We start from the raw sequence: 13,665 nt of genomic DNA, 5'->3' as shown, positions 1-13,665 counted from the left end.
GGTGCTCTGCGCATGTGGTTCGGGCCTTCCGGCCGCCCCGTCAGCCGACCCTGTCGAAGACCTTGACGATCGGTGACACGAGGTCGCCCACCTTCTCGACCGTCTTCACGACGGGCTTCACCACGGAGGCGGCCTTGCTGCCGCCCCGCGTCACGAGGGAGAGCGCCGAGCGGCCCGCCGCGGCCGCGAATTCACCGCTGCCGAAGCCGTGCTCGATTCCGGTGGCGATGGCGCTGATGCCCGAGGCGACCACCGATACGCCGAAGCAGATGGCGGCGATGCTGCCCAGGACCGGGGCTGCGGGGAAGAAGACGCAGGCCACGCCGAAGCCCACGCCGAGGAGGCCGGCTGCGACGCTGACCTTGTCGGCGGTGTCGGCCCACCAGGAGGCGTCGTTCCACCACTCGTCCTTGTCGCCGCCTTCGGTTCCCTTGGGGTTGACCTGGTCGTTGGTGGAGGAGTCGGCGGGGTTGCGCTGGGCGTCCCGGTCCCTTTGGGCCTGCTCGGCAGCCGCGCGTGCGGCAGCCTGGATTTCTGCGGTCCGCTTGGCGGTGGCGGTCTGGCGCGCCTCGGTGGCGGCTGCGGCGGCGGCCTTCGCGTCATTGCCTGCGGCGATCTCGGAGGCGCGGGCGTTCGCGGCGGAGGCGTTGGCGCTGTTGGCGGAGGCGACCGCGCTGCGGGCCGCGTCGATCGCGCGGTTGGCGGAGTAGTTCGCGGAGCGGGCGGCGCTCTGTGCGGTGGCGGCTGCCTCCCTGGCCTTGTCCGCCGAGGCCCGGGCGTCGGCTGCCGACTTGTCGGCGGCGTCGGCGTTCTCGCGTGCCTTCGTGGCGCTCTGGGCGGCTTCGTTCGCTGCGGTGACCGCCTTGCCGGCCCACTCCTGGGCTTCGGTGGCGGCCTTGCGCGCCAGGGCGGCGACTTCCGATGCCCGTGCCGCGTTCTCCACGGCCTCCTGGGCGGTCTTGGCCGCGGTCGCGATGGTCGCCTGCATGGCGGCGGCGTGGGAGAGGGAGTCGTGGTCGAGTTCGGCCGCCCGGTGCAGCACGGTCTCCACGAAGCGCCGCCGCATCCAGGCCGGGCCTTCCATGGCGACGTCGGCGTAGGCCCTGGTGTAGGCGCCGCCGGTGGCCTTGGCGGTCAGGGTGACCACGGCGTCGTCCTGCTCGACGGCCTTGTTCAGGTCCTCGTCGAAGAACTTCTGCAGCGCTTCGGGGGTGTTGGTGTTGAGGGCGTCGTTGGCCGCCTTGGTGACTGCCTTGCCGGGCTTGGTGTTGAGGATCTTCAGGATGTTCACCCTGTTGTCCATGGCCCGCGATTTGATGACGCCGGAAGTGTTGAAGTCGCCTTCGGCGGGCAGGCCTCCGGCCAGGGCCTCCGCCGCAGCCTTGGCGACGGCAGGCTCGGACACCTGTGCGATGAACAGGATCGTCTCGCGGTTGTCCTGGTTCGCGGCCAGCTCGCGGTCCAGGTCGATCCAGGAGTAGACGTCCTCGTCGGATCCGGACAGGGCGAAGCGGGCGGCCTGGCGGGTCCAGGTTCCCTTGGAGTCCAGCAGTGCGACGGCCGCCTTGCGGCCCAGGGTCGCCGCGGCGGCGAGGTCGTTGTTCCCCAGTGCCTGCTCGGCCTTGGCGATGAGGTCCCTGGTGGCCTGGGCGGTCTGCTGTTCCTGTGTCCGCTTGTTGAGGATGGCGGCACGCTCGGCCTTGTCCACGAGGGCGAGCTGAGCGGCTTCCTTCATTCCCTGGATCCGGTCGGTCTCCAGAGTGGTCTTCTCGGCCTCGCGGGCCTGCTTCTCGACCTTGATGGCCTCTTCCACCGCCGTGGTGGCGTTGTTCGCGGCCTGTACGGCTGCGCCGGCGTAGGCGGTGGCCTTGTTGGCGAAGTCGACGGCCTGTCCCGCGTACTTGACCGATTCCTCCGCGGCGTCGGCGGCCTTCTCGGCGTGTCCGGCCGCGGACTTGGCGGCATCCCGCGCGACGCCTGCGGCCTTCGCGGCGGCGCTTGCCAGGGCGCTGGCCGTGGACGCGGCGTTGGTCGCCTGGTTGGCCGCGTTGGTGGCGATCGCTGCCTGGCGCTGGGCCTCGGCGGCCTCGCCCTGGGCCACTCCGGAGGCCGAGGTGGCGGCCTGGGCGGAGGCGGTGGCGGCGGCTGCCGCGGTGCGGGCCGCGGCGGCGGCGTCCTTGCCGGCCTGCGCGGACTGCTCCGAGGCCTTGGCGGCCTCGTCGGCCGCGGCTGCGGTGGCGTAGGCCTTGGCGGCGGCGTCGCGCGCGGCGACGGCGGCGTTCTTGGCCTCGTTGGACTTGGACGCGTCCTTCGATGCTGCGATGGCGGAGTTGTAGGCGCGCGAGGCGGCCGATCCGGCGGCCGCGGCGGCCTGGGAGGCGGCGGTGGCGGCCCAGGAGGCGCGCTGCGAGGCCACCACCGCGGCGCTTGAGGCACGGATGGCGGTCCGGGAGGCGGATGCGGCACCGGCGGCGGCACTGGCGGCGTCCCGTGCTGCGGCGGCGGACCTGCGTACGTCGTCCTTGGCCTTCTCCGCCTCGTACGCGGCCCTCTCCGCGGCCTTCCTGGCCTCGTCGGCGGCGAGGGTCGCGCGCGCGGAGGCCTCGACCGCCAGGTCGGTGTTCTCCCGGGCACGTGCGGCCTCGCGTTCGACGACGGCGACGAGCTGGTCGATGGTGGCGGCCTCCTGGTCCCGGGCCCGCGCGATGTGCTGGCCGGTGTCGAGGTACCACTGCACGTCGTCCGCGTTCCCGTCCAGGGCGCGGTTGGCGTACTTGGTGAGCTCGGGCCCGGCGTTGGTGAGCGTCCGCATGATCTCGACGCGCCGGTCCTCGAGCCGGGCGGAGTACTGGCCGGTGAGCAGGTACTTCTCAAGTGCCAGGTCGGTGCCGGCGGTCAGTGCGGCGTTGCCTTCGCGCTTGAGCGCCTTTCCGCCGTTGGCCATGACGGAGAGGGTGGCGACCCGCATGTCCTCGGTGACCGACGGGCGGTAGCCGTCCTTGACGAACGCGGCGATGGCGGTGTCACCGCCGTTGAGGGCCGCCTGTGCGTCACGGCGTATGCCCTTCCCGCCGTTGGCCAGGTAGGTGAAGACGGCGACGCGGTTGTCGATCCGTGTCGCCCTCGGCAGGTCCTGGGTGAGGAAGGTGGTGATCTCATCGTCGGTGCCGCTCAGGACGTGGGCGGCTGCCTCCTTGACCGCCCTCCCGCCCAGGGCCCATGCCATGACCGCCTTGCCGCGGTCGGTCTCGGGAAGGGGCGGTGTGCCGGCCGCGACGTTGCGGGGTGCGGCACGTACGGGGGTGGAGAAGAGCAGGGGAGTGGCGGCTGCGGCCGTGCCTGCCGCCAGCATTGCGGCGAAACGGCGGCGGCTCCAGAACGTTGGCTGCACGAAAGGCCTCTCTGGTTTATCGGCATCGGTTCAGACCGCTGCCGGGAGTCGTATCCGAACAACGGTGATGCCGTGACCTTACGCAGCTGATTGACGAAAAAGGACGTGCCGGGAAGTCCGCTGCATATCCCGCTGGAGAATGGCTTGATGCGATCCAGAAGTTTGCGCAAAATCGATGCAACCCACCCAATGCGTGACGCAACTCACCCACCGGAAGGGATAGTTCATCACGACATGCCCGTTTTTTCGCTTCGCATGATCTTGTTGTGGCTGTTTTGATTCGAGTGATCGGCAAGGCCGCATGTCGAGGGGTCCACCTCTACTCCGTCAACTCCCGGAGGGCCGCGCGGCTGCTATTCGGATGTCTTGGGCAAGGTCCGGCGATAAACAGGACCGGCCGCATGCATGCCCGGCTGTATTCACGACTCCAGCACTGCCGATTCGCGACTACAAAACCTCGATCGACAGGACGAAAAATGAACGTGCGCAGCGCAATCCTGCGAACCGTCGGAGCCGCTGCCGGGGCCGGTGCGCTGGCCTGGGTCGCCATCGCGGGTGGCTCGACGGGCACGACCGGCACCGACGGGATCGCCGCCCAGGCCGTCGCGGACGAGGGCCCGGGCTACGCGGTGGAGGACTTCGCCTACCCCAACGCGGACAAGATCCTCGCGGAGAGGAACATCAAGCTGAAGAAGGGCAACGGCCACATCCTCCTCGCCGACTGCGGCTCCGAGGAGGGCCTGCTGGAGGTCTACTCCCGCACCAACGAGAAGGTCTGCTTCAAGGTCACCGGAACCACCGGCTACCTGAGCCTGGAGATCCCCGCCGTCTTCGGCGTCAAGGGCAACGACTACGCCTCCACGGTCGACATGACCACCGGGACCGAGGAGAAGACCTTCACGGTCGACAAGAACACCTGGACGCCGGTCGGAGAGACCGCGGACGAGCAGGGACGCGACTTCATGCTCCTGGAGATCAGGACCTCCAAGTAGCACACAGGCGCCCCGGCGCCGGCAACGGCGCCTGCCCGCACTCCGCCTGACCGCATCCCCCACCTTGACCCAAGGAAGCCCCATGCCCCGAACCAGCCCTCGGCGCTCCTGGCTGCCCGCAGGCCTGACCGCCCTGATCGCCGCCGGCCTGCTGGCACCCGCATCCGCGCACGCCGCCATCGGCACCCCGGACACCGGCTCCCACGCCTACACGGCACATCTCACCATCGGCGACGAGACCAACGCCCGAGGCTGCTCGGCCACCCTGGTCGCCGGCGACTGGCTGCTGAGCGCCAAGAGCTGCTTCCCCGCCGACACCACCGCCGGAGCACCGAAGCAGCCCGTCAAGGTGACCGTGGGCGCAAGCACCTACAACGTCGGCGAACTCGCCCCGCGCACCGACCGGGACGTGATCCTCCTGCGCCTGGACCGGCCCGTCACCAACGCGACCCCCGTCAAGCTCGCCTCCGCCGCGCCCGCCGCCGACACGGCGGTCACGGCCGTCGGCCACGGCCGCACCAAGGCCGACTGGGTACCCGGCAAGGTCCACACGGCTTCGTTCAAGGCCACCGCCACCACGACCACCACCCTCACCCTCGAAGCCGCCGGGCAGGGCAACGCCATCTGCCAGGGCGATGCCGGCGGGCCCGTCCTGAACGCCGACGGGCAGCTCGTCGCCCTCAACAGCCTCTCCTGGCAGGGCGGCTGCCTGGGCACGGACCCGGCCGAGACCCGCACCGGTGCCATCGCCGTCCGTGCCGACGACCTGCGCGAGTGGATCCTGCAGACCCGCGCCCTGACGGCCGGTTGGAAGACCGAGGCGCTCCTGCAGGCCGGCACCACGCTGTACCAGGGCATCCGCCTGGCCGGTGGCGACTGGACGGGCTTCACCGACGTCCAGACCAAGGCAGGCGACATCGGCGGCATCCGCACCGCGGCCGCCGCCGGCATCAACGGCGACACCCACGTCCTCGCCGTCGGCAACAACGCCCGCCTGTTCCACACCATCCGGAAGGCGGACGGCACCTGGGGCACCTTCGGGGACGTGGGCGCGGTCGCCGGCGGCCTCGCGAACCTCACGCAGGTCTCCGCCGTCTCCATCGGCCACGACCTCCACGTCGTCGCCGTCGCCGACGGCAGGATCTTCCACACCGTCCGCAACGCCACCGGCCACTGGACCCCCTTCGGCGACGTCGCCGGCGCCGTCGGCCCGATCGGCAAGGTCACCGCCGTCGCCACCGCCAGCGCCGGGGGCCAGCTCCAGGTCACTGCCCTCAGCGGCGGCAAGGCCCACCACACGGTCCGCAACACCACCGGCCAGTGGACCCCATGGGGCGACGTCGTGGCGGCCACCGGCTCCACCACCGGCCCCATCACCTCCGTCGCCATGGCCGGTGCCGGCAACGACGCCCACATCGTCATCGCCACCGACAACAACACCCGCCAGTACCACGCCATCCGCAACGGCAACGGCACCTGGACCCCGCTCGGCGACCTGAAGGGCATCCTCGGCACCGTCACGGCCAAGTCCCTCTCCGCAGCCACCGTCGACGGTGAACTCCAACTGGCCGTCACCACCACCGGCAACAAGGTGCTGCACACCGTGCGTCGCACCGACCGCACCTGGGCCACCACCACCGAGGTCACCCCCCAGGGCGTCACCGCCGCTCCCGGCGCCATCGCCATCACCGGCACCCTCTAGCCCACGCGTCGCCGGTGTCCGTGGCGACCCCCGGCGCCACGGACACCGGCAGCGCAGTTGTGGCGCACATCGTGAAGGAAGACCCATGACTCACACCCGTACGCGCTCGATGCGGACGGCATCCCTGCTCGTCACCGCCACCGCGGTCGCCGGGGGCATGATCTCGGCCGGCTCCGCCCATGCCCTGGCGGGCCCCGAAGCCCCTGCCGGTCAGTACGCATACACCGCGAAACTGGCCATCGGCGAGGACGACAACAGCCGCGCCTGCACCGCCGCCCTGGTCGACGCCCGATGGGTGCTGACCGCCGCCGCATGCCTGGCCGCCACCCCCGGTCAAGCCATCACGGCCGGACAACCCGCCCTGAAGGCCACCGCCACCTTCGCCGGCGGCCAGACCCGGGACATCGTCGAAGTGTCCGCCGGCGCCGCCGACCGTGACCTGGTCCTGGCCCGCCTGGCCGCACCCGTCACCACGATCGCCCCCGTCAAGCGGGCCACCACCGCCCCCGCAGCCGGCACCGACCTGACCGCGGCAGGCTTCGGCCGCACGAAAACGGACTGGGTGCCCGGCGACCTCCACACCGGCACCTTCACCACCGGCAACACCGACACCGCGACGCTGAGCACCACCGGCAAGGGCACCGACGTCCTGTGCAAGGGCGACACCGGCGGCCCGCTCCTCAACGCCGCCGGTGAACTGGTGGGCATCAACAGCCGCTCCTGGCAGGGAGGCTGCCTCGGCACCCCCGCCGCCGAAACCCGAACCGGCGCCGTGGCTGCCCGCACCGACAACATCCGCGACTGGATCGACCAGGTCACTGCCCCCCGCAACGGCTCGCGGGTGTCGGTCCTGGCCGGCGGTGGCGGCACCATGTGGAGCCAGTCCGGCGACCTCGGCTACGGGGAGTACGGGCAGGGGTGGTCCAAGGCCGACGGCAAGGACATCACCCGGGTGACCAGCGTGCGTTCCGGCGAGTACCTGCGCGTCTACGGGATCGCGGGAGGCAGGGTCTACGGCCAGGACCTCAACGTCCGTACGGGCCAGTGGTCGGGCTGGGGCGAGATCCCCGGCGGCGCCGCCGGCACCAGGGACATCACCGCCGCGGTCGTCAACAACGTCGTGCACCTCCACATCGCCGGCGTCGACGGATCCCTCTACACCCAGGTCGGCGACTACAACGCCGGCCGCTGGAACACCGGTTGGACCAACGTCTCCGCCTCCGGCCTCACCAGCGTCACCAGCGTTGCGGCCGGCACGACCGTGCGCCTGTACGCCGTGGCCGACGGCCGCGTCTACGGCCGCGACCTCAACACCCAGAACGGCTCCTGGACCGGCTGGGGCGAACTCCCCGGCGGCGCCGCCGGTGTCAAGGACATCGCCGCCAGCCTCGTCGGCAACAACGTCGAACTCCAGATCATCGGCGCCGACGGCGCCGTGTGGATGCAGTACGGCAACTACGACGCCGGCCACTGGAACACCACGTGGACCCGCGCGGGCGGCACCGGCCTCACCCGCCTGAGCAGCAGCCCCGTCGGCAAGAGCGTCAACGTCTACGCCGTCGGCTCCTCCGGCAAGGTCCTCAACGCCACCCTCGAAAGCGGACCCGGCACCTGGACCGCCTGGAAGGAAATCCCCGGCGGCCTCACCGGCTCCAACGACGTCTCCGCCACCGCGGTGGCGGCACCCTCCAGGGTCTCCCTGGCCGCGGGCAGCCAGGGCACGCTCTTCAGCCAGAGGGGCGACCTCGCGACCGGGGCCTTCGACGCCCAGTGGGCCCAGGTCGGCGGCGTCGAAGTCACCCGTCTGACCAGCGTCACCGCCACGAACCACATCCGCTACTACGGCATCGCCGGCGGCAGGGTCTACGGCCGTGACCTCGACACCCGCACCAACACCTGGTCGGGCTGGGGCGAGATCCCGGGCGGCGCCGCCGGCGCCCGCGACATCACCGCCGCGATCGTCAACAACGTCGTCTACCTCCAGATCGCCGGATCCGTCGGCTCGCTCCACACCCAGGTCGGCGACTACAACGCCGGCCGCTGGAACACCGGCTGGGCCGACGTCTCCGCCTCCGGCCTGACCGGCCTGACCAGCGTTGCGGCCGGCACGACCGTGCGCCTGTACGCCGTGGCCGACGGCCGCGTCTACGGCCGCGACCTCAACACCCAGAACGGCTCCTGGACCGGCTGGGGTGAACTCCCCGGCGGCGCCGCCGGCGTCAAGGACATCGCCGCCAGCCTCGTCGGCAACAACACCGAGCTCCAGATCGTCGGCGCCAACGGCGGCCTGTGGACCCAGTACGGCAACTACGACGCCGGCCGCTGGAACACCGCATGGACCGACGCCGGCGGCACCGGCCTCACCCGCGTGACCAGCACCCCGTCCGGCAAGAACGTCCACGTGTACACCGTCGGCGCCGCCGGCAAGGTCCACGGCTCCGTCCTCGACAGCGGCCTCGGCACGTGGACCTCGTGGAAGGCGGTCCCCGGCGGCCTGGCCGGCACGACCGACATCACCGTCACCACCAAGTAGCGCGCCCACAGCAGGCCGGCCTCGCCCTGTATCGGACGCCACCCGCGGTACGGGCGGGGCCCGCCGCCGGCCCGGGAAGCCCCGTAGCCGCTCCGGCGGCGGTCGACAGCTTCTCCCAGGCCCCCAGGCCCCAGGCCCCCAGGCCCCCTCAGACACCCTCACGCGCCGACCCCTGCCACCAAGGAGGTTCCACATGCCACTTCCCCGCCGCCAGGCGAGACTGACCGGCCTCGTGATGACTGCCACCACAGTCACAACCGGCCTCGTCGCCGTCGCTCCGGCGCACGCCCTGACCGGTGCCGAAGCTCCGGCCGGCCAGTACGCCTCCGTGGTCAGGCTGAACGTCGGAGACGAGGCGAACCGCCGCGCCTGCACCGCCACCCTGGTGGACGAGTGGTGGGTCGCCACCGCCGCCGGCTGCTTCGCAACCGTCCCCGGCCAGCCGGTGCCCGCGGGCAAGCCCGCGCTGCCGGCCACCGTCACACTGGCCAACGGCGAGACACGCGAAGTCACCGAACTTGCCCCCCGCGCCGACCGCGATCTGGTCCTGGCCCGTCTCATGCTGCCTGCCAGAGGCGCAGCCACCGCCAAGGTCGCCACCTCGGCCCCCGCCACCGGCACCGACCTCACCTCCGCCGGGCTCGGCCGAACGAAGACCGAATGGGTTCCCGGCAAGCCCCACACCGGCACCTTCACCCTGGACTCCACGGCCGCCACCACCCTGGCCGTTGTCGGCAAGGGAACCGACGCCATCTGCAAGGGCGACACCGGATCCCCCCTCCTCAACGCCGCAGGTGAACTCGTCGGCGTCAACAGCCGGTCGTGGCAGGGCGGCTGCCTCGGCACCGACCCGGCCGAAACCCGGACCGGCGCCATTGCCGTCCGTACCGATGACATAGCCCAGTGGATAGTCAAGACCACCGAACCGCGGCGGTCCGCCGCGGCGCACGAGGCCGGCGGCGCCGACCAGGTGCGTTTCGCCGACTGGGACGGCGACGGCAAGCCCGACTACATCAGCATCGCCACAGACGGCAACGTCAGCGTCTGGCTCAACCGCGGTCCGAACGCCTGGGCAACGGTCGGTCGCGTGGCCACCGGCACCACCGCCGACCGCTCCCGCGTTCGCCTCGCCGACTACGACGGCGACGGCAGGGCCGACTACTGGGTCATCAACGCCAACGGCTCCGTGAACGTCCATCTCAACCGCGGCGGCGACGTCGGCGGCGGCTGGAAGGACCTGGGCATCGTGGCCTCGGGCATCACCGCCAAGCAGGACCAGGTCCGGTTCGCCGACTGGGACGGTGACGGCCGCGCGGACTACATCACGATCGTCGACAACGGCAACGTCAGCGTCTGGCTCAACCGCGGCGACAACGCCTGGGAAGGCATCGGCCGGGTCGCCACCGGTACCACCACCGACCGCTCGCGGGTACGCCTGGCCGACTGGAACGGCGACGGCAGGGCCGACTACTGGGTCATCAACCCCAACGGCTCCGTCAACGTGTGGGTCAACGAGGGCGGCGACGTCGGCGGAGGCTGGATCACCGTCGGCCAGGTCGCCTCGGGCGTGACCACCGAACACGCCCGCGTCCACTTCGCGGACTTCAACGGTGACGTCCACACCGACTTCCTGCTGCGCGGCAGTGGCACCAGTACCGCCTACAGCGCCTGGCTCGGCGACGGCAACGTCAACGGGTGGAACGGCATCGGCCAGATCGCCAGCGGCGTGTAACACGCCAGCGCGAACCCATGCCTGAAGGGACGGATCCCACACAGGAGACCGTCCTGCCCGGCCGACCCCGCCGCCTGTCCACTGCACGGCATCCGGCGCTTGCCGTCGTCGGCCGGGCCACCACCGCACGCGTCACACCGGCGCGCCCTCTCCCGCGGGCCGGCAGGCCCCACACGCTAAGGATGCCCATGAGGCCACCCGCACGTCTGCGACGCGTTCGCAGAATCGTTTTCCCTCTTCTGATGGCCGCCGCTGTGGGCTTCTCCACGGCCGGCGTGAGCCCCGCAGCCGCCAGCCCGGCCGAGACGCGCAGCGTGGCCGACAGGCTGAACCTCGCCGACTTGCCCCCGACTGCCCCAGCGCGCGAGACCAGTCTTCTCGCGACCGCTCCGGGCGAGCGCTGCCAGCCCACGGCCACCCACTCGAAGGCACGCAGATCCGGCGCCACCCAAGCCTGCGTCAGCGTCCGCACCTCGCGCAGGCCGGCTCGCGCCACGGCAACCGGCAGGGCGCCGCAGGCCTCACCCTCGCCCTCGGCCCTGGCCGCCGGCACGGGCAGCTGCACCCTCGCGGCGCCCGGCGTCTACACCTACGAGCGCTTCCAGTACTGCGTGCGCGGGGTGGAAGTCCTCTACACGCTGCGCGACTCGAACGGCAGGGAGATCGGCTCGGGCGCGCTGGACATCGCGACCAGTGCATCCCTTCCCGCGCAGGGCACCACGTGGAACGAGCACGTCACCACCACGATGACCCGCGCATCCGGTCAGGTCACCACGCTCAGCGCCAAGTTCCGATCCGCCTGCTCGGCCGGCTGCAAGGCCACCAAGACCGCCCCGTGGTTCGGCGCGAACCTGACCGTGGGCCAGTCCGTCAACGGTGACGTCTCCTACGCCTCCACCCCCGCCGCCGGCCAGCAGCTCGACTTCACCACCTCCTACACGCTCTACGTCACCACGCCCGGTGCCCAGGCGACCGACCCGAACGCGTCGTGGAGCAACCCCCGCAAGATCCGCTGTGACGACGCCGTCCGAGACACCGGCGCCGGCGGCACGGCCTCCCCGGGGTGCGTCGTGCCCAGCGTCATGGCAGCAGTGGAGATGAGTGCGGAGCCTGTCTCGTCCTCGGGCCAGGGCGCCGCCGCAGCCGCCTACCACTGGGCGCAGAGGAACCTCTCGGACGGCTGGGGCTTCAAGAAGCCGCTCACGCGCGCGAAGAGCGGCGTCGCCGACCGCAAGAGCGCCACCTGTGGCAGCTTCCAAGCGAGGGACGACCTCGTCGACAACGCCACCTGCGCGGAGTTCCCGTTCGCCGCCGCCCGTGAGGGCGGCAAGGACGGTGCCCTGTGTACGGACATCATCCCCAACTACAGCAGTGGGGGATGGGACTACTACGACGGGTCGGCCGGCAGCTCGGGCATCGACACCGGCAAGGCCTGCACCCGCGCCCACGTCCCCGCGGCAGACCTCGACGCCGCGGAGCAGAAGCTCGCCGGCGACTTCACCGCCCAGCGCGTCCTGGACGCCGAGCAGTTCGACCTCAACGTCACCGCGGCGCCCGCACAGGCGCAGGCCACCTGCCTGCAGGACCCGCCGGCCAGGTCGTTCCCCTCCGGCACCGGGTGGATCCGGAACACCACCGAACCGGTCGACCAGCGGAACAAGACCACCAACCCGCCCGGCCCCGCCGGCCACCGCGCCAGCGTGGCCCAGGCCTGCCTGGGCAAGACCCTCAAGAGGGGCACCGCCGCGGCCGGCGACATCACGGGCTGGCAGGACGCCCAGCTCTTCGCCGCAGCCAACAGCCCTGGCACCGGCCTGGCCCGGTGCCACCTGATCGCCAACATCCTCGGCGGAAAGGGTTCGAGGGTCGGCGACCAGAACAACCTGGTCCCGTGCTGGCAGTTCGGCATGAACACCGGAACGCCCAGTATGCGCACCTACGAGTACATGGCCCAGACGGAGGTGAAGGAGCCCACCTTCGGGCCCAATGACGCGATCTTCTACGAGGTGATACCGCGCTACAAGGACGTCACGAGCACCATCCCGCTGGGTGTGGAGATGACCGCCAGGATCGAGCGGGCGAACGGCACGTCCCAGCCGCTGTTCCACGAGGAGTTCATCCCCAACACCCAGGGCGGCAACGGGCTGTACAACCTCGGTAACTGATCAACTCGCACCACCAGGAGCCGGCATGACCCGCACCACCCCTCCGCGGCCGTTCGACGTCACCGCGGCCCTGCCCCGGCTGGCTCCCCTGGCACGCACGGCGACCCGGCTGCATCCCCGGGCCGGGTCGCCGTCGCCGCACGACAGCTCGGTCGGCGGCCCCCTGCTGTGGCCCGCCGGCGAACCGTGGCCCCACTGCGACCTCCCGCACGTGTGGGACCAGCACAACCCGGCTCTCTCGCCCGACGACATCCGGACGCAGCGGCACATCACATCGGCGGCCGCCCGCAGGGCACAGGGCGGTTCCCCGCTGCCGCACCACACGCCCGAGGAGACGGCCGCCTACGAGCAGGCCGGCGTGGGCCGGCCCTGGCCCCGGGGGCCGGTGCCCATGCTGCCCGTGGCCCAGGTGTACGCACGCGACGTCCCCCTGCTGCGCCCACCGGGGCCGGCCGACCTGCTCCAGGTCCTGTGGTGTCCGTTCGACCACCCGACACACCCCAGGACCGCCGTGTTCTGGCGGACCGCCGCCGCGGTCACCGACGTCCTCGCCGCACCCCCCGAGCCCCCGGCCGTCCAGTTCTCCGGCTATCTGCCGCAGCCTTGCCTGCTCACGCCGGAGCAGGTGATCGAGTACCCCCATGCCACGGAGCTGGGGCGGGAACTCCACGGGCAGGTGCAGGACTGCCCCGCATGGCCGTCGGCCGGTGCCGAATGCGACGGCGAGGACGAACCCACCGCAGAGGAGTTCTACAACGAGGCGCTGTCCGTCGCCCCCGGCTGGAAGGTCGGCGGATGGACCCGCTGGGGTCTCACCGACCCACGCCCCCGGCCATGCCGTACCTGCGGCACCGAGCTGGTCCCCCTGCTGACCATCGCCTCGTCCGAATGGGACGACACCACCGACACCTGGACCCCGTACCAGGACCGGGCCGGCGCCGCAGGATCCGTGAGCGATCCGTCCCCGGCGCAGCCGACCATGATCCAGATCGCGGACGGCTACGACCTGCAGCTCTACGCCTGCCCCGCGGATCCAGAGCATCCGCACCTCGACCTGGTCCAGTGATCACGTCCGGTTTCCCTGTCCGGGAAGGGAGGTGTTTGGGGCAGGACTCGCGGGTCATACGCGCCGAGTCAGGGCGCCCGGCCG

At 71.5% G+C, this 13,665-nt stretch carries 7 protein-coding genes; 6 read left to right on the top strand and 1 reads right to left on the bottom strand.

All coding sequences use genetic code 11. The features are described from left to right. Window positions 1-40: 40 nt before the first annotated feature. Complete coding sequence (locus ACIF6F_RS23215; RefSeq protein WP_399949524.1) at window positions 41-3,391, bottom strand: hypothetical protein; 3,351 nt, start codon at window positions 3,389-3,391, stop codon at window positions 41-43. 476 nt (window positions 3,392-3,867) lie between these two features. On the opposite strand from ACIF6F_RS23215, the gene ACIF6F_RS23210 reads away from it, so the two are divergent. From ACIF6F_RS23210 to ACIF6F_RS23185, 6 genes are all read left to right on the top strand, one after another. Next, window positions 3,868-4,383 (top strand): hypothetical protein, encoded by a 516-nt coding sequence (locus tag ACIF6F_RS23210; RefSeq protein WP_399949522.1) that lies wholly within the window; start codon window positions 3,868-3,870, stop codon window positions 4,381-4,383. Between the two features lie 82 nt (window positions 4,384-4,465). Then, window positions 4,466-6,085, top strand: coding sequence for a trypsin-like serine protease (locus ACIF6F_RS23205; RefSeq protein ID WP_399949520.1), 1,620 nt, complete (start codon window positions 4,466-4,468; stop codon window positions 6,083-6,085). Between the two features lie 85 nt (window positions 6,086-6,170). Continuing rightward, window positions 6,171-8,618 (top strand): trypsin-like serine protease, encoded by a 2,448-nt coding sequence (locus ACIF6F_RS23200; RefSeq protein ID WP_399949518.1) that lies wholly within the window; start codon window positions 6,171-6,173, stop codon window positions 8,616-8,618. A 235-nt stretch (window positions 8,619-8,853) separates the two neighbouring features. Further along, window positions 8,854-10,350 carry an FG-GAP-like repeat-containing protein gene (locus ACIF6F_RS23195; RefSeq protein ID WP_399949516.1) on the top strand — a complete coding sequence of 499 codons (1,497 nt, stop codon included), beginning with the start codon at window positions 8,854-8,856 and terminating at the stop codon, window positions 10,348-10,350. A gap of 242 nt (window positions 10,351-10,592) precedes the next feature. After that, window positions 10,593-12,515, top strand: a complete 1,923-nt coding sequence (locus tag ACIF6F_RS23190) for a DNA/RNA non-specific endonuclease (RefSeq protein WP_399949514.1) — start codon at window positions 10,593-10,595, stop codon at window positions 12,513-12,515. A 25-nt stretch (window positions 12,516-12,540) separates the two neighbouring features. Further along, window positions 12,541-13,581: a hypothetical protein gene (locus ACIF6F_RS23185; RefSeq protein WP_399949512.1), complete on the top strand. Its 1,041-nt coding sequence runs from the start codon at window positions 12,541-12,543 to the stop codon at window positions 13,579-13,581. The last annotated feature ends 84 nt before the right edge of the window (window positions 13,582-13,665 follow it).

It is taken from the genome of Streptomyces sp. NPDC086023, assembly GCF_044540325.1.
GTDB lineage: Bacteria > Actinomycetota > Actinomycetes > Streptomycetales > Streptomycetaceae > Streptomyces.
This window is presented reverse-complemented; position numbering and strand designations above follow the sequence as displayed.

Coding starts and splice junctions, on each gene's coding strand:
- ACIF6F_RS23210 (WP_399949522.1), top strand. CDS start 3,868: ATGAACGTGCGCAGCGCAATCCTGCGAACCGTCGGAGCCGCTGCCGGG.
- ACIF6F_RS23205 (WP_399949520.1), top strand. CDS start 4,466: ATGCCCCGAACCAGCCCTCGGCGCTCCTGGCTGCCCGCAGGCCTGACC.
- ACIF6F_RS23200 (WP_399949518.1), top strand. CDS start 6,171: ATGACTCACACCCGTACGCGCTCGATGCGGACGGCATCCCTGCTCGTC.
- ACIF6F_RS23195 (WP_399949516.1), top strand. CDS start 8,854: ATGACTGCCACCACAGTCACAACCGGCCTCGTCGCCGTCGCTCCGGCG.
- ACIF6F_RS23190 (WP_399949514.1), top strand. CDS start 10,593: ATGGCCGCCGCTGTGGGCTTCTCCACGGCCGGCGTGAGCCCCGCAGCC.
- ACIF6F_RS23185 (WP_399949512.1), top strand. CDS start 12,541: ATGACCCGCACCACCCCTCCGCGGCCGTTCGACGTCACCGCGGCCCTG.